This window comes from Polaribacter batillariae, from assembly GCF_017498485.1.
Classification (GTDB): Bacteria; Bacteroidota; Bacteroidia; order Flavobacteriales; family Flavobacteriaceae; genus Polaribacter; species Polaribacter batillariae.
Map to the genome: position 1 here is coordinate 43,336 of NZ_CP071795.1, position 15,993 is coordinate 59,328.

Below are 15,993 nucleotides of genomic sequence, written 5' to 3' on the forward strand. Positions count from 1 at the left end.
ATTTAAGAGGCTACACAAATAGCTTCTTTTTTCGAATTAGCAACCAAATAACCACAGGTGCACCAAAAAGTGATGTAATTGCGTTTATTGGCAGCGTAAATTCACTCGTTGGTAATTGAGCTATTCCATCGCAAATTAGCAAAATAATTGCACCTAAAATAGCAACTGCTGGTAATAATATTTTATGATTAGAGGTAGAAAACAACATTCTTGCAATATGAGGAACCGCCAAACCAACAAAAGCAATAGGTCCAGAAAAAGCCGTAATAACTCCTGTTAAAAGACTTGTAACCAGTAATATAATGTTTCTGCTTTTTTTTATATTGATTCCTAAACTTTTCGCATAATTTTCTCCTAACAAAAAACTATTTAAAGGTTTAACGATTGAAATGGTTCCTAACAATCCAAGAAAATAAATACTCCCAAAAACAAGAATTTCGTTCCAAGAAAGATTTCCTAAACTACCAAAGCTCCAAAATAAATATTGTTGAATTTTTGCAGCTTCACTAAAATAAGCTAAAACGCTAATAATTGCAGAGGTTAAACTACCAAACATCAATCCAATAATTAAAATAGACATGGTATTTCGAACTCTATTTGCAGCAATAATTACAGCAGATAAAACCAAAAAAGCTCCTAAACTTGCAGCAATTGGTAAAGACCAATTAGAGATTGAGTTGGTTAAGAAAAAGCCACCAAATAACGACGAACCTAAAATAAGCAATGCAACTCCCAAACTTGCACCAGAAGAAATTCCTAAAACAAAAGGGCCTGCCAATGGATTTCTAAACAATGTTTGCATTAATAAACCACAAATAGAAAGGCCAGAACCTACCAAAATAGCAGTTATTGCTTTTGGTAATCTAAATTGTAAAATAATGGTTTGCCAACTCTCTTTGGTGGCAATGCCACCAGATAATGCATTAAAAATGTCTTTAAAAGGAATGGAAACAGAGCCTGAACTTATGTTTACAAAAAACAAAACCATCAATAAAATAGATAGAAAAATAAAATGTTTTTTGAATGATTTTTGTTTCATTTATAAAGTGTGTTCTTGTCTGGTCGAGCGCAGTCGAGACCTAATTTAACTTCTCGACGACGCTCGATGAGACACTATTTATAATTAGTTAAAAAATCTACCAATTTACGAATTGCAATTCCTCTATGAGAAATTTTATGTTTTTCTGCGGAACTCATCGTTGCAAAAGATTCGCTACAACCTTTTGGTTTAAATATGGGGTCGTAACCAAAACCTTTTTCACCTTGTTTTTGTGTTAAAATTTCTCCTTTGCAAATTCCTTCAAATAAAAATTGTTTACCATCTAAATTTAAACAAACAGCTGTTCTAAACTGTGCTTTTCTGTTTTTTTTGTTTTGTAATGCTAATAATAATTTTTGCATATTGTTTTCAGAATTAGTAGGTTCACCTGCAAAACGAGCTGAATAAACTCCTGGTTTTCCGTTTAAAATTTCAACTTCTAAACCTGTATCATCTGCAAAACAATTGTAGCCAAATGTATTGGTAATGTAATTGGCTTTTAATTTTGCATTTCCTTCTAAAGTAGTTTCAGTTTCATCCACTTCATCAAAACATTTAATGTCTTTTAAACTCAATAATTCTATTGAATTTGGAAGTATTTCTTGAACTTCTTTTAGTTTATTTAAGTTGTTTGTAGCAAAAACAAGTTTCATAAATTACTTTATTAATTTCAACAAAAGTAATCAATTTTAAATGAGCTTTGCTCTTGAAATTTATGAATAATCAATGGTATAAATAAACAGAAGAGGCTGTTTCGAAAGTATTAAAATTTGTCATTTCAATTGTAAAGTAGAAATCTTACTTACTGAATTTCAGTAATTTATATTTTCGATAACTTCGTTAGTTACTTTCAATTAAAATATATTTTGATTTTAGTAATGCTCAAAATAACAATTAAATTTACTTTTTTGACAGCCTCTTAAAGGTTTTCTTTAAAAAGTAATGAATTTTTAGGGGTTACTTTTTAAGAAATAAAAACTATTATAGGGATTAAGTTTTTCACTAGGACGAATAATAATTTACATTCTTACAGTAAAATTTTATTTAATACCAATAAAATTATCAACTTATAAATTAAAATAATTTAGGTTGTTTTTGTGGCTAAAAAAACAAATTTTATAAATAGAAAGATTTATTCATGATGATAAGGCTCATTTTTTAAAATGGTAAAACCTCTGTAGAGTTGTTCAACAATAAATAAGCGAATCATTTGGTGGGAAAACGTCATTTTAGAGAATGATATTTTTCCACTAGCTTTTTTATAAACAGCATCAGAAAAACCATAAGGGCCACCAATTACTAACACCAGTTGCTTAATTCCGGCATTCATTTTCTTTTGAAGATATTTTGAAAACTCAATAGAAGTGTAGTTTTTTCCTTTGTCATCAAGCAAAACCAAAACATCTGTGTTTTGTAATTTAGATAAAATTAATTCTCCTTCTTTTTCTTTTTGTTGAATTTCACTCAAATTCTTTACATTTTTAATATCCGGAATTATCTCTAATTCGAATTTTATATAATGTTTTAAGCGTTTTTGATATTCATCAATTAACTGAATCAAATTTTTATTATCCGTTTTGCCAATGGCGAGTAATTTAATTTTCATGGTTACTGTCAGGTCGAGCGCAGTCGAGACCTTATTAAAACCTCTCGACTGCGCTCGAGGAGACAAATATTGTCACAACAAATTTATCAGTTTTAAAACATAAAATCATCAGAACTTCTTAAAAGTTGAAAATCATTACTATTTTTACATCAGAATTAAACTTTATTTATGATTTCAGAAGCACAATTTCAACACGAATTAGACCTCATTATAAAAAATGCCATTAGAGAAGATATTGGAGATGGTGATCATACTTCGCTTTCTTGTATTCCTGCAGATGCTGAAGGTAAAGCAAAATTACTTGTAAAAGATGACGGAATTATTGCAGGAGTTGAATTCACAAAACAAGTTTTTAAATATGTTGATGCAGCTTTAAAAGTAGAAACTTTTATAAACGATGGCGAAAAAGTAAAATATGGTGACGTTGTTTTTCATGTTTCTGGGAAATCACAATCCATTTTAATGGCTGAACGTTTAGTGCTAAATGCAATGCAAAGAATGAGTGCTATTGCAACCAAAACTGCATTTTTTGCAGACTTACTAAAAGGCACAAAAACAAAAGTTTTAGACACTAGAAAAACAACACCTGGTATTAGAGCCTTAGAAAAATGGGCAGTAAAAATTGGAGGTGGAGAAAATCACAGATTTGCTTTGTATGATATGGTAATGATTAAAGATAATCATATAGATTTTGCTGGCGGAATTACAGCAGCAATTACAAAAACTAAGAAATATTTAACAGAAAAAGGCTTAGATATAAAAATAATTGTAGAAGCAAGAAGTTTAGAAGAAATTAAGGAAATTCTTTCTAATGAAGGTATTTATCGAATTTTAATTGATAACTTTAATTATGAAGACACAAAAAAAGCAGTGGCTTTAATTGGCGATACTTGCCTAACAGAATCTTCTGGAGGAATTAACGAAGAAACCATTAGAAAATATGCAGAATGTGGTGTCGATTTTATTTCGTCTGGTGCATTAACGCATTCAGTTTATAATTTAGATTTGAGCCTTAAAGCTATTTAAATGTTTGAACATCATTTTTATAATGAACATTTCAAAAAAATAGACCCAACTGTATCTAAAATTCAGAAAGGTGAATATGATAGCTGTACTTTCGAAAATTGTAATTTTGAAAACATGCATATTTCTAACATTCAGTTTATAGAATGTGAGTTTATCGATTGTAATTTTAGCAACTCCATTGTAAAAGACACTTCTTTTAAAGATGTAAATTTTACAAATTGTAAAATGATAGGAGTAAAGTTTCATGAATGTAATCCGTTTTTATTGCAGTTTTCGTTTACAGATTGTCAGTTGAATTTTTCATCATTTTATCAATTAAAAGCGCCAAATACTATTTTTAAAAAATGTAATTTAGAAGAAGCAGACTTTACAGAGGCAATTGTAAATAATAGTGTTTTTGAGAATTGTGATTTAAAAAACGCCATTTTTGAAGACAGCAATTTAGAAAAATCAGATTTTAGAACTTCGTATCACTTTACAATCCATCCAGAAAAAAATCGTTTAAAAAACGCAAAATTTAGTAAAGAAAATTTGTTAGGCTTATTAACAAATTATAAAATTATTGTTGAATGAAAAAAGTAATTTTACGTACTGTATTTATTAGTTTACTTATTTTTTCATGTAAAAGAAAACAAGTTGATATTCCCATTTTTTCATATTCAATTTTAAATGATAGCGTTAAAAATTTCAAATTAAATGTAAACGAAAAAGAACCTATTATTCACTACGAGTACTTTCATCAAAAAGATACCATTAAAAGACTTTTTTTTAAATACAATTCCGATAAAGATCTTTTAATTTCAAATTTAGATACATTTTATTTTAATAAAAAAACGTATAACTCTAAAAGTTTACAATTTAAATTCTATCAAAAAAAAGAAATTAACAGTCATAAAAGATTTTTAGTTTTTAATAAAAATTATGGTCTTTTAGCTAATTTAGCTTATGGTTCAGATTATTTATTTTTAAAAGATTCTATTTCTGAAATGGATAAAAAATTACTTTTTAAAGCCTTATTTTACGATTTAAATAAAATAGAAACTGATTAAATAAAATTTGCAATTTTGTAATTCTAATAATGACCAAAGAAATAGAAGACAAACTAGAAAAAATTCCTATTATTGGAATACTTGTAAAACTTGGAAAGAAAATAAAAATTCCAGGTTTAGAAGGCATGTCTTTATACGACGTTTTAGAAATGTATTTTATCGGAATTATCGAAGGTGCATTAACCACCAGAGCAGGAGGGATTGCTTATAGTTTTTTTATGGCGATTTTTCCTTTTTTGCTTTTTGTGCTTACGCTAATTCCTTTTATACCAATTGAAGGCGCTCAAGAAGGTTTGTTATCCATAATTTCTGATGTTTTGCCTCCCAAAACTTACGATGCTGTAGATTCTGTTTTGGTAGATATTATTAACAATCAATATGGTGGCTTGCTTTCTTTTGGTTTTATAGGTTCTATTTTTTTAATGACCAATGGTGTGAATGCCATTTTTGGCGGATTCGAATATTCGTATCATGTAAAAGAAGTTAGAAACGTTTTTAAAGCCTATTTTATAGCAATGTTGGTATCTATCGTTATTGTTGCTTTTTTACTGCTTGCCGTAATTTTAATCATCTTTTTCGAATTGATTTTAAAAGATATGGTTTCTTTAGGTTGGTTAGAAGACAACTTAATTTGGTTGCAATTAAGTCGTGGTCTTATCTTTTTAATTATGATTTTTATCACGGTTTCTATGTTGTATCATTATGGTGTAAAAGAAGGAAAACATTCTCGATTTTTCTCGCCAGGAGCCGTTTTTACCACTATTTTATCGATTTTAACATTTTATCTTTTTGGTTATTACGTAAACGAATTTGCCAAATACAACGAATTGTATGGCTCAATTGGTACACTCTTAATTTTAATGTTATTTATTTGGCTCAATGCAATTATTCTGCTTTTAGGTTTCGAATTAAACGCAACAATTTATAGTTTAAGAAGACGAAATAAAACCTTTACAACCCCCAAAAAATTATAACTTTTTCACGATATTTGCGCCCACGAAGTAGATTTAGGTATTTCACTCTTGCGTTTTGTCATTCCTGCATAGGCAGGAATCCATCATGAGTTTTTAAAATGTACTAGATTTTTCGAGTAAGTCGAATAAGAAAAACGCAACAGCTATTAATTAAAATACATTCGTCTTTAAATAAATTCGTAAAGACAAATAATTAAATAATACAAATGAAACCAAGCATTCCCAAAGGAACCAGAGATTTTTCGCCAACAGAAGTTGCCAATCGTACGTACATCATAAATACGATAAAAACGGCTTTTGAAACTTTTGGATTTCAACCTATTGAAACTCCGAGTTTTGAAAACTCATCCACTTTAATGGGAAAATATGGTGAAGAAGGAGATAGGCTTATTTTTAAAATTTTGAATTCTGGAGATTTTTTAGCTAAAGCTGATGATAAATTGATCGAAGAAAAAGACAGCTTAAAGTTAACCTCACAAATCTCCGAAAAAGCACTTCGTTACGACTTAACAGTACCTTTTGCAAGATACGTGGTACAACATCAAAACGAAATTACATTTCCTTTTAAAAGATATCAAATACAGCCAGTTTGGCGAGCAGACAGGCCACAAAAAGGACGTTTTAGAGAGTTTTTTCAGTGTGATGCAGATGTTGTGGGGAGCCAATCTTTATGGCAAGAAGTAGAATTTATTCAATTATATGATACCGTTTTTAGTAAGTTAGGTTTAGAAGGAACGACTATCAAAATCAACAATCGAAAAATACTGTCTGGAATTGCAGAAGTAATTGGTGCTCAAGATAAATTAATCGATTTTACAGTGGCTTTAGATAAGTTAGATAAAATTGGTCAAGAAAAAGTAGAAGCAGAAATGATTTCTAAAGGAATTTCGGAAAATGCCATTGAAAAAGTACAAGCTTTGTTCGATTTTTCGGGTTCTAACATCAACAAGTTAACTTCTTTAGAAAAGATGTTGCAAACTTCAGAAGAAGGAAAAAAAGGAGTAGGCGAATTGCGATTTGTTATCAATTCGATGGCTGAATTAGGTTTAAAATCTGCAAATTTAGAAGTAGATGTTACCTTGGCAAGAGGTTTAAACTATTATACAGGCGCCATTTTTGAAGTTGCTGCACCCAAAGGAGTAAAAATGGGTTCTATTGGTGGTGGTGGAAGATATGACGATTTAACAGGTATCTTTGGTTTAAATGGTGTTTCTGGGGTTGGAATTTCTTTTGGATTAGACAGAATTTATTTGGTTTTAGAAGAATTAGGGCTGTTTAAAACGGTCGATTTGCCAAAACCAAAAGTACTGTTTGTTAATTTTGGAGAAAATGAAGCGTTGTATTGTATGAAAGCTATTGCCGAGTTGAGAAAACATCATGTAAAATCAGAATTATATCCAGATGCCACAAAAATGAAGAAGCAAATGAACTACGCTAACAAACGCGAAATTGAATTTGTAGTTCTTGTAGGTTCTCAAGAAATTGAAAAACAAGAATTTACATTAAAAAATATGGTTTCAGGAACGCAAAGTAAATGCGCTTTAAACGAATTGGTAAATCAATTAAAAGCATAAAAAATTATAGTTTTATAGTTATAATTGATTAAGAAAAATAAATAATACGTTGCAAACACGTAAATTTGCATTTTAATAAACGATTGAAATGTTTGAACTGAACAGCAAAATGAATGACGAAAGAATTGAAGAAATAGGAGAAAACCACGTAGCAACTTCTGCAAAAACGCCATTAAGAGCAGATGCTTTTGCTATTTCTGACGAAGAAAAAATAAATAGAATCCAAGAAAGCGTAAAAGATATTTTGCATACTTTAGGAATGGATTTAGAAGACGATAGTATTCAAGGAACCCCAAAAAGAGTTGCCAAAGCTTTTGTAAACGAGCTTTTTATGGGGTTGAATCCTGCAAATATGCCATCTGCCTCTACGTTTGATAATAATTACAATTATGGCGAAATGTTGGTAGAAAAAAATATTGTGGTGTATTCTACTTGCGAGCATCATTTATTGCCAATTATAGGTAGAGCCCATGTGGCTTATATTTCGAATGGAAAAGTAATAGGGCTTTCTAAAATGAACAGAATTGTAGAGTATTTTGCCAAAAGACCACAAGTTCAAGAACGTTTAACCATGCAAGTTGTGCAAGCAATGCAAGAAGCTTTAGGAACAGAAGATGTTGCTTGTGTTATCGATGCAAAACATTTGTGTGTCAATTCAAGAGGTATAAAAGATATCGAAAGCTCTACAGTAACTTCAGAATTTGGTGGAAAGTTTAAAGAAAAAGAAACAAAAAAAGAATTTTTACAGTATTTGCAAATGGATACGCATTTCTAAAGTTCTCTTTAAATAGCATTTAAAAAAATCCGTTTTGAAAAAAAAAAAAATCAAAACGGATTTTTTGTCGTTCTTGTATAGACAAAAACCTCTATTACTTTTCCGAGAGGATTGTTGGTTTCCAGAAATTCTTTATTTTTATAGAAATAATAAAGATGGTTTTATTTTCACATTTTAGATACCTCATTTTTATGCTTATTTCATTTATTGGGTCGAACCTTAAAAAAGGTGTTTCCCCTTTTTGTAATTTTTAGAGAAAAACGAAGACTAAGAAGAGAGTTTTAACAAGATTATAAAAAATATTCATCTAAGGAAATCGTATAAGACAGGTAAATTTAAAAAAATAAGAAATGGGCGTATTTAACAATCTATTTGGTGGGAAAAGTAATAAAGAAGCAAAACCAGAAAAAAAATCATATTTAAACTGGTCTCCATTAACTTCATTAGAACAATTAAAAACTATTAAAAAAGAATCTGAAACAGAATCTGTACTTATTTTTAAACACTCTACAAGATGTGGAATTAGCAGTATGGTAATAAAACAATTCGAAAAGTTGTTTTTAGAACAACATCAAAATTTAAAAGTGTATTATTTAGATTTGTTAAATTACAGAAATATTTCAGATGAAGTAGGCTACAGCTTCCAAGTAATGCACCAATCTCCACAATTAATTGTTGTTAAAAATGGGGTTTGTATATACAATGCTTCTCATTACCAAATCACACAAACAGACTTATCGAGATTTATCTAGTAAAAATTTGGGTAAAACCTATTTTAAGTCTTATTTTTGTCTCTCTAAATTTTTAAACTTTTGGCAGAAACAAACACTTCACAAACAATTATAGGTAAAGAATTATACGGATATCAAAAAGATGCACTTCAAGAGATTTTTAAACGCTTCGAAACAGCTCCTCAAGATTATCATTTATTATATCAATTACCAACTGGAGGTGGAAAAACGGTAATTTTTTCTGAAATTGTTAGGCGTTATATCGAAACTTTTAAAAAGAAAGTTTTAGTTTTAACACACAGAATTGAACTAAGCAAGCAAACCTCTAAAATGTTAGATGAGTTTGGTGTTGACAATAAAATAATTAATAGTACCGCAAAACTAGACGATCAAAACGAATACATGTGTTTTGTGGCGATGGTAGAAACCTTAAAAAATAGGTTAAATGACGATAAATTAGATATTTCTGATATCGGTTTGGTAATTGTAGATGAAGCCCATTACAATTCTTTTACAAAAATTTTTAAGTTTTTCGACCAATCTTTTATTCTTGGGGTAACAGCAACACCTTTAAGCTCTAACATTAAATTACCAATGTATGAAAATTATCAAGAATTATATGTTGGAGAAGCCATTCATCAATTAATAGAAAGTGGTTACTTAGCGAAAGCAAATATGTATTCTTATAATGTAGGTTTAACTTCGTTAGAAGTTGGTGCCAATGGAGATTATACCGTAAAATCTTCCGAAGATTTATACACAAATACAAACATGCTTACCAAATTAGTAAATGCCTATGAAGAAACTGCAAAAGGAAAAAAAACGTTAATTTTTAACAACGGAATTAATACCTCTATTCAAGTTTTTCATGCATTTAAAAAAGCAGGATACCCAATTGCACATTTAGACAATACCAATACAAAAAAAGAACGCGAACTTATTTTAAGATGGTTTCATAAAACACCAAATGCCATTATAACCTCTGTAAGTATTTTAACCACTGGTTTTGACGAACCAAGTATCGAAGCAATTATCTTAAACAGAGCAACAAAATCGTTAACCTTATACTATCAAATGATTGGACGTGGCTCTCGTATTTTTGGAGATAAAACAACCTTCGATGTAATTGATTTAGGAAATAATTTCTACAGATTTGGACCTTGGGGAGCAGATTTAGACTGGCAAAAAATGTTTAGAGCACCAGATTATTATTTAGATGCCATTCTTTCTGATGAAGAAATAGAAAGTACTTTTAGATACGAATTGCCTGCAGATATTAAAAAAGAATTCGCGAATTCTACAGATACATATTTCGATATGAAAAAGGTGTATATAGAAACAATTAAAGCAGGAGAATCTTCGAAAAGAGTATTAGAAAAATCGATTGTACACCATGCAAAAATGTGTATCGAAAATAGCGAAGATGTTTTTGATGCCTTAATTCTAGCAAAAAAATTAGGAGAAGAAATTGACGATCGAATTAATAGATACGCAAAATGCATCTCTAAAAGTACACACAATTTTGTAACTTGGTTAAAAGACGATTACAGAAAAAAATTAAATGCTTATTTACGAGAAAATTTCGATAAAGATTTCGAAAAAATTCACGGTCATCCACCAATCGAAGAATAATTTACAATAAAAAAGACTTAAATTTTTAGCCCTTTTTTTACACTTTATAATTGTGGCTCTTGCCACGAATTTAAAGCAAGCATATTTTTTTATAATTGATGTTTTTTAGGAAGAAATAAGTAGTATTTTTTAAAATATTTTTTTTAAAAAGCTAAAACGGTATTTAAGAATCGTTGATAATACCTGTTTTTGCTGATAAATTTAGGTTTTTAAAAAAAATCACTTTTTTTTTGTTTTTTAATTTCGTATTAAAAAATAATATACATTTGCGATACTTATTTAAGTAAAATGTTTAGTTTTTCTTATTTCGGAAGCAATACTCAATTGGAGAATACGTATTACAATGCATTTTGGAAATGCAACCGAAAAATTAAGGTTTCTCCTTCTTTTTATCTAAAAGAAATTATGCAGCGCTTCGCAAAGTTGCATGTTGTTTACATGAAATTTATACAGTAATAATCTTTAATTTATAATTGAGATTTTTTTATGCTAAATTTTTATAATTTTAAGCATCTACAACATTGTATAATATTTAAAAAATAACGTGAACACAAAATACGCAGACTTAGTAGATCAAACATTCTACTTTCCACAAGAAGAATTTAAAACAGAAAACAATAAATTATTTTGGCATGGTATTAATTTAATGGAATTGATAGAAGAATACGGTTCTCCATTAAAATTTACCTATTTACCCAAAATATCAGAAAATATAAACAGAGCAAAAGGCTGGTTTAAAAATAGCTTTGAAAAACAAAACTACAAAGGAAAATACTTTTATAGCTATTGTACAAAAAGTTCTCATTTTAAACATGTTTTAAATGAAGCTCTAAAAAACGATATTCATATAGAAACTTCATCGGCTTTTGATATAGATATTGTAAAAAGTTTAAAAAAAGAAGGCAAGATAAAAGACAATACTTTTGTAATTTGTAACGGATTTAAAAGAGACCAATATGTAAAAAATATTGGCGAATTAATTCAATCGGGTCACAAAAACTGTATTCCAATTATCGATAATTATGAAGAATTGCCATTAATACAAAAAGAAACAAAAAAGAAGTTTAAAGTTGGCATTCGAATTGCTTCAGAAGAAGAACCAAAATTCGAATTTTATACGTCAAGATTAGGTATTGGTTATAAAAATATTGTTTCTTTTTACGAGCGTGAAATAGCTAATAATAAGCAAGTAACTTTAAAAATGTTGCACTTTTTTATCAATACAGGTATTAAAGACAACGCTTATTATTGGAACGAATTAATGAAATGTTTAAACGTGTACATCAACCTAAAAAAGGTGTGTCCAACTTTAGATAGCTTAAATATTGGTGGTGGTTTTCCTATTAAAAATTCCTTGGCTTTCGATTTCGATTACCAATATATGATTGATGAAATTACCAATCAAATAAAACAAGCTTGTGACGAAGCAGGAGTAGAAGTACCAAACATATTTACAGAATTTGGTAGCTTTACAGTTGGAGAATCTGGAGCCGCTATTTATAAAGTTTTATATCAAAAAAAGCAAAACGATAGAGAACGTTGGAATATGATAAACTCTTCATTTATAACAACTTTACCAGATTCTTGGGCCATTAATAAACGTTTTATTATGTTGCCAATTAATAAATGGAACACAAAATACGAACGTGTTTTATTGGGTGGTTTAACTTGCGATAGCGACGATTATTACAACTCAGAACAACATGTAAACGGAATTTATTTACCTGTTTACGAAAAAGAAAAACCTTTGTATATTGGTTTTTTTAATACAGGAGCGTACCAAGAAACCATTGGTGGGTTTGGCGGTTTGCAACACTGCTTAATTCCCACTCCAAAACATTTATTAATAGACAAAGACGAAAACGGAAACATTACCACAAAAGTTTTTAAAGAACAACAAAAAAGCAACGAATTATTATCAATTTTAGGATATTAACAAGAGGTTATAAGGGGTTTTAAACCCTTGTAAAAAAAATAAAATGAAAACAAACAATACTTATGCAGGCATTCCAAACGAGTTTGGAAACCTGTCAACATCAAAAATAGTAATTATTCCAGTTCCTTATGATGGAACAAGTACTTGGCAAAAAGGAGCAGACAAAGGACCAAAAGCCTTTTTAGAAGCTTCAGAAAATATGGAATTGTACGATATAGAAACAGATTCGGAAGTGTATAAAGAAGGTGTTTTCTTAGCAGAAGCCGTTACAGAAAATTCATCTCCAGAAGCAATGGTAGAAGCTGTACATCAAATAACAAAAAAATACATTAACAGAAATAAATTTGTAACTATTTTTGGTGGCGAGCACTCCATTTCTATTGGAACCATTAGAGCTTTTAACGAATGTTTTAGCGATTTAACCGTTTTACATATAGATGCTCATGCAGATTTACGTAAAGAATACGAAGGTTCTTCTTGCAACCATGCCTGTGCAGTTTACGAAGCAAACCAAAACACAAATTTGGTGCAAGTTGGCATCAGAAGTATGGATATTTCAGAAAAAAGAAACATGAATTTAGACAAAGTTTTCTTTGCACACGACATGATTGTAAACGAAGACTGGATGGAAGATGTTATCGACCAATTAAGCACAAATGTGTTTATTACATTCGATTTAGATGCTTTAGACCCATCTATAATGCCCTCTACTGGAACTCCAGAACCTGGAGGATTGTTTTATTATGAAACATTAGATTTCTTAAAACAAGTTTTCGAACAAAAGAATGTTGTTGGTTTTGATATGGTTGAACTATGCCCGAATGAAAATGAAAAATCATCAGACTTTTTAGCAGCAAAATTATTCTATAAAATGTTAAGTTATAAATTTGCTTCTAACGACGATACGTATGATGTAGGGGAAGACATTTCAAACAACAATCCATTTAGTAAATTATCGAAATTTAAAAACGATGAAGACGATTTTTAAATGATTATGAAAATCGAAAACATAGAAAATATAGAATTACAATATTTAACAATTAAAGATTATCAAGCGTTAAAACAAGCAATGATAGAGGTGTATGCTACCATGCAAAGCACCTATTGGGAAGAACCCCAAATACAATCTTTAATAGATAAATTTCCTGAAGGTCAGGTAGTTATTAAAGTTAATGGAGAGCTTGCTGGCTGTGCATTGTCTTTAAGAGTCGATTACGATAAGTTCGACGACCATCACACATACCAAGACATTACCGGTAATTTTACCTTTAGTACACACAGTAATTTTGGCAATGTTTTGTACGGAATAGATGTTTTTATAAAACCAGAATACAGAGGATTGCGCTTAGGAAGAAGATTGTACGATTATCGAAAAGAATTGTGCGAAAAACTAAATTTAAGAGGCATTGCATTTGGTGGAAGAATTCCGAATTATCATAAATATTCCGAACAAATTTCCCCAAAAGAATATATAGAAAAGGTAAAGCGTAAAGAAATTCACGATCCTGTTTTAAACTTTCAAATCTCCAACGATTTTCATCCTTCAAAAGTAATGAAAGGCTATATAGAAGGAGATGTAGAATCTAACGATTATGCAGTTTTATTGGAGTGGGACAATGTGTATTACAAAAAGGAAACTGCAAAAGCGGCCATTAAAAAGAAAGTAGTTCGTTTAGGTCTTATTCAGTGGCAAATGCGTTTGTACAAAGATTTAGAAGAACTAATGGAACAAGCAGAGTATTTTGTAGATGCAGTTTCTGCGTACAGAGCAGACTTTGCACTGTTTCCCGAGTTTTTTAACGCGCCTTTAATGGCAGATAATAACCATTTACCAGAATCGCAAGCCATTAGAGAATTGGCAAAATATACACCAGTAGTTGTTCAAAAATTTTCTGAATTGGCCATTTCATACAACATTAATATCATTACAGGAAGTTTTCCAGAATTAAAAGACGGAATGTTATACAATGTAGGGTATTTATGTAAAAGAGATGGAGCCACAGAAAGGTACGAAAAACTGCATGTAACTCCAGATGAAGCAAAAGTTTGGGGTATGCAAGGTGGAAATGAATTAAAAACATTTGATACAGATTGTGGCAAAATAGGAGTGTTAATTTGTTACGATTCAGAATTTCCAGAATTAAGTAGAATTTTGGCAGAAGAAGGCATGGATATTTTGTTTATTCCGTTTTTAACAGATACCCAAAATGGATATTCTAGAGTAAGACATTGTGCACAAGCAAGAGCCATAGAAAACGAGTGTTATGTAGCGATTGCTGGTAGTGTTGGAAATTTACCAAAAGTAAATAATATGGACATTCAGTTTGCACAATCGATGGTTTTTACACCTTGCGATTTTTCATTTCCTGCAAACGGAATTAAAGCGGAAGCAACCACAAATACAGAAATGATTTTAATTGCGGATGTAGATTTAGATTTGCTAAAAGATTTGAATCAATTTGGAAGTGTACGAAATTTAAAAGACAGAAGAACAGATATTTATCAGGTAAATAAACTTCAGAAAAAAGAATAAAAAATTAAAATTTTAGATATTAAATAAAATTATTACTGAGAACTAATATTGTTAGTTCGAGAGATTTTTCCTTTTTGAAAAATCGTATTGAGAACATTTTAAAAGATATCATAAAAAAATAAAAAAAATGAGCAAACCAATTACAAATTTTATAGAAAAGTATTTCTTACACTTTAATGCAGCAGCTTTAGTAGATGCTGCCAAGGGTTATGAAGCACAACTAAACAAAGGTTCTAAAATGCTAGTTTCTTTAGCGGGGGCAATGAGTACAGCAGAATTAGGGAAAATTTTTGCAGAAATAATTCGCCAAGATAAAGTACAAATAGTTTCTTGTACAGGTGCCAATTTAGAAGAAGATGTGATGAATTTAGTAGCACATTCTCACTACAAACGCGTACCAAATTATAGAGATTTAACGCCACAAGACGAGTGGAATTTGTTAGAAAAAGGCTTAAATAGAGTTACAGATACTTGTATTCCAGAAGAAGAAGCGTTTCGAAGAATACAACAACATATTGTAAAAATATGGAAAGAGGCAGAAGCAAAAGGAGAACGTTATTTACCACACGAATACATGTATAAATTATTGCTTTCTGGCGTTTTAGAGCAGTATTACGAGATTGATATTAAAGATTCTTGGATGTATGCTGCCGCAGAAAAAAACTTGCCAATTATTTGTCCTGGTTGGGAAGATTCTACCATGGGCAACATTTTTGCTTCTTATGTTTTAAAAGGAGAATTAAAAGCAAATACTGTAAAATCTGGTATTGAATACATGACATTTTTAGCAGATTGGTACACAGCGAATTCCGAAAACGGCATTGGTTTTTTTCAAATAGGAGGAGGAATTGCAGGAGATTTTCCAATTTGTGTAGTGCCAATGTTGTATCAAGATATGGAAAAACCAGAAACACCATTTTGGAGCTATTTTTGTCAGATTTCCGATTCTACCACAAGTTATGGTTCGTATTCTGGAGCAGTGCCTAATGAGAAAATTACTTGGGGAAAATTAGACATAGACACTCCAAAATTTATTATAGAGAGCGATGCAACCATTGTTGCGCCTCTTATTTTTGCTTATTTATTAGAAATGTAAATATTTAGGATGTCACCTTGAG

15 protein-coding genes are annotated in these 15,993 nt (G+C 30.1%); 12 read left to right on the forward strand and 3 right to left on the reverse strand.

Translation table 11 applies throughout. The annotated features are described in order from the left end of the window. Nucleotides 1-10 precede the first annotated feature (10 nt). From JL193_RS00180 to rlmH, 3 genes are all read right to left on the reverse strand, one after another. On the reverse strand, nt 11-1,039 hold the full coding sequence (locus JL193_RS00180; RefSeq protein ID WP_207971926.1) for a FecCD family ABC transporter permease: 1,029 nt from the start codon (nt 1,037-1,039) through the stop codon (nt 11-13). 74 nt (nt 1,040-1,113) lie between these two features. Continuing rightward, nucleotides 1,114-1,692, reverse strand: coding sequence for a non-canonical purine NTP diphosphatase (locus JL193_RS00185; RefSeq protein ID WP_207971927.1), 579 nt, complete (start codon nt 1,690-1,692; stop codon nt 1,114-1,116). 479 nt (nt 1,693-2,171) lie between these two features. Beyond that, nucleotides 2,172-2,645: a 23S rRNA (pseudouridine(1915)-N(3))-methyltransferase RlmH gene (gene rlmH / locus JL193_RS00190; RefSeq protein ID WP_207971928.1), complete on the reverse strand. Its 474-nt coding sequence runs from the start codon at nt 2,643-2,645 to the stop codon at nt 2,172-2,174. A gap of 168 nt (nt 2,646-2,813) precedes the next feature. On the opposite strand from rlmH, the gene nadC reads away from it, so the two are divergent. From nadC to JL193_RS00250, 12 genes are all read left to right on the forward strand, one after another. Beyond that, on the forward strand, nt 2,814-3,671 hold the full coding sequence (nadC, locus tag JL193_RS00195; RefSeq protein WP_207971929.1) for a carboxylating nicotinate-nucleotide diphosphorylase: 858 nt from the start codon (nt 2,814-2,816) through the stop codon (nt 3,669-3,671). Continuing rightward, a complete protein-coding gene (locus tag JL193_RS00200) occupies nt 3,672-4,244 on the forward strand; it encodes a pentapeptide repeat-containing protein (protein ID WP_207971930.1) in 573 nt (190 codons plus the stop codon). It begins immediately after the preceding gene. After that, a complete protein-coding gene (locus JL193_RS00205) occupies nt 4,241-4,720 on the forward strand; it encodes a hypothetical protein (RefSeq protein ID WP_207971931.1) in 480 nt (159 codons plus the stop codon). Before JL193_RS00200 ends, JL193_RS00205 begins: the two co-directional genes overlap by 4 nt. Nucleotides 4,721-4,749: 29 nt before the next feature. Next, nucleotides 4,750-5,694 (forward strand): YihY/virulence factor BrkB family protein, encoded by a 945-nt coding sequence (locus JL193_RS00210; RefSeq protein WP_207971932.1) that lies wholly within the window; start codon nt 4,750-4,752, stop codon nt 5,692-5,694. Nucleotides 5,695-5,900: 206 nt separating this feature from the next. Continuing rightward, nucleotides 5,901-7,268, forward strand: coding sequence for a histidine--tRNA ligase (gene hisS, locus JL193_RS00215; RefSeq protein WP_207971933.1), 1,368 nt, complete (start codon nt 5,901-5,903; stop codon nt 7,266-7,268). An 88-nt stretch (nt 7,269-7,356) separates the two neighbouring features. Beyond that, nucleotides 7,357-8,043, forward strand: coding sequence for a GTP cyclohydrolase I FolE (gene folE / locus JL193_RS00220; protein WP_207971934.1), 687 nt, complete (start codon nt 7,357-7,359; stop codon nt 8,041-8,043). Nucleotides 8,044-8,393: 350 nt separating this feature from the next. Then, the gene (gene ytxJ / locus JL193_RS00225) at nt 8,394-8,795 is read left to right on the forward strand and encodes a bacillithiol system redox-active protein YtxJ (RefSeq protein WP_207971935.1); all 402 of its coding nucleotides are present in this window, start codon (nt 8,394-8,396) and stop codon (nt 8,793-8,795) included. 60 nt (nt 8,796-8,855) lie between these two features. Beyond that, nucleotides 8,856-10,406: a DEAD/DEAH box helicase gene (locus JL193_RS00230; RefSeq protein WP_207971936.1), complete on the forward strand. Its 1,551-nt coding sequence runs from the start codon at nt 8,856-8,858 to the stop codon at nt 10,404-10,406. A gap of 544 nt (nt 10,407-10,950) precedes the next feature. Beyond that, nucleotides 10,951-12,342 carry an arginine decarboxylase gene (locus JL193_RS00235; RefSeq protein ID WP_207971937.1) on the forward strand — a complete coding sequence of 464 codons (1,392 nt, stop codon included), beginning with the start codon at nt 10,951-10,953 and terminating at the stop codon, nt 12,340-12,342. A 43-nt stretch (nt 12,343-12,385) separates the two neighbouring features. After that, nucleotides 12,386-13,330 (forward strand): agmatinase, encoded by a 945-nt coding sequence (gene speB / locus JL193_RS00240; protein ID WP_207971938.1) that lies wholly within the window; start codon nt 12,386-12,388, stop codon nt 13,328-13,330. 6 nt (nt 13,331-13,336) lie between these two features. Beyond that, a complete protein-coding gene (locus JL193_RS00245) occupies nt 13,337-14,875 on the forward strand; it encodes a bifunctional GNAT family N-acetyltransferase/carbon-nitrogen hydrolase family protein (protein ID WP_207973343.1) in 1,539 nt (512 codons plus the stop codon). 127 nt (nt 14,876-15,002) lie between these two features. Continuing rightward, nucleotides 15,003-15,971 carry a deoxyhypusine synthase family protein gene (locus tag JL193_RS00250; protein WP_207971939.1) on the forward strand — a complete coding sequence of 323 codons (969 nt, stop codon included), beginning with the start codon at nt 15,003-15,005 and terminating at the stop codon, nt 15,969-15,971. Nucleotides 15,972-15,993: the final 22 nt, after the last annotated feature.

Bases quoted from the DNA above. Each gene is read 5' to 3' on its own strand.
- JL193_RS00245 (WP_207973343.1), top strand. From the start codon at position 13,337: ATGAAAATCGAAAACATAGAAAATATAGAATTACAATATTTAACAATT.
- JL193_RS00210 (WP_207971932.1), top strand. From the start codon at position 4,750: ATGACCAAAGAAATAGAAGACAAACTAGAAAAAATTCCTATTATTGGA.
- rlmH (WP_207971928.1), bottom strand. From the start codon at position 2,645: ATGAAAATTAAATTACTCGCCATTGGCAAAACGGATAATAAAAATTTG.
- speB (WP_207971938.1), top strand. From the start codon at position 12,386: ATGAAAACAAACAATACTTATGCAGGCATTCCAAACGAGTTTGGAAAC.
- nadC (WP_207971929.1), top strand. From the start codon at position 2,814: ATGATTTCAGAAGCACAATTTCAACACGAATTAGACCTCATTATAAAA.
- hisS (WP_207971933.1), top strand. From the start codon at position 5,901: ATGAAACCAAGCATTCCCAAAGGAACCAGAGATTTTTCGCCAACAGAA.
- JL193_RS00205 (WP_207971931.1), top strand. From the start codon at position 4,241: ATGAAAAAAGTAATTTTACGTACTGTATTTATTAGTTTACTTATTTTT.
- folE (WP_207971934.1), top strand. From the start codon at position 7,357: ATGTTTGAACTGAACAGCAAAATGAATGACGAAAGAATTGAAGAAATA.
- JL193_RS00200 (WP_207971930.1), top strand. From the start codon at position 3,672: ATGTTTGAACATCATTTTTATAATGAACATTTCAAAAAAATAGACCCA.
- JL193_RS00250 (WP_207971939.1), top strand. From the start codon at position 15,003: ATGAGCAAACCAATTACAAATTTTATAGAAAAGTATTTCTTACACTTT.
- JL193_RS00185 (WP_207971927.1), bottom strand. From the start codon at position 1,692: ATGAAACTTGTTTTTGCTACAAACAACTTAAATAAACTAAAAGAAGTT.
- JL193_RS00180 (WP_207971926.1), bottom strand. From the start codon at position 1,039: ATGAAACAAAAATCATTCAAAAAACATTTTATTTTTCTATCTATTTTA.
- ytxJ (WP_207971935.1), top strand. From the start codon at position 8,394: ATGGGCGTATTTAACAATCTATTTGGTGGGAAAAGTAATAAAGAAGCA.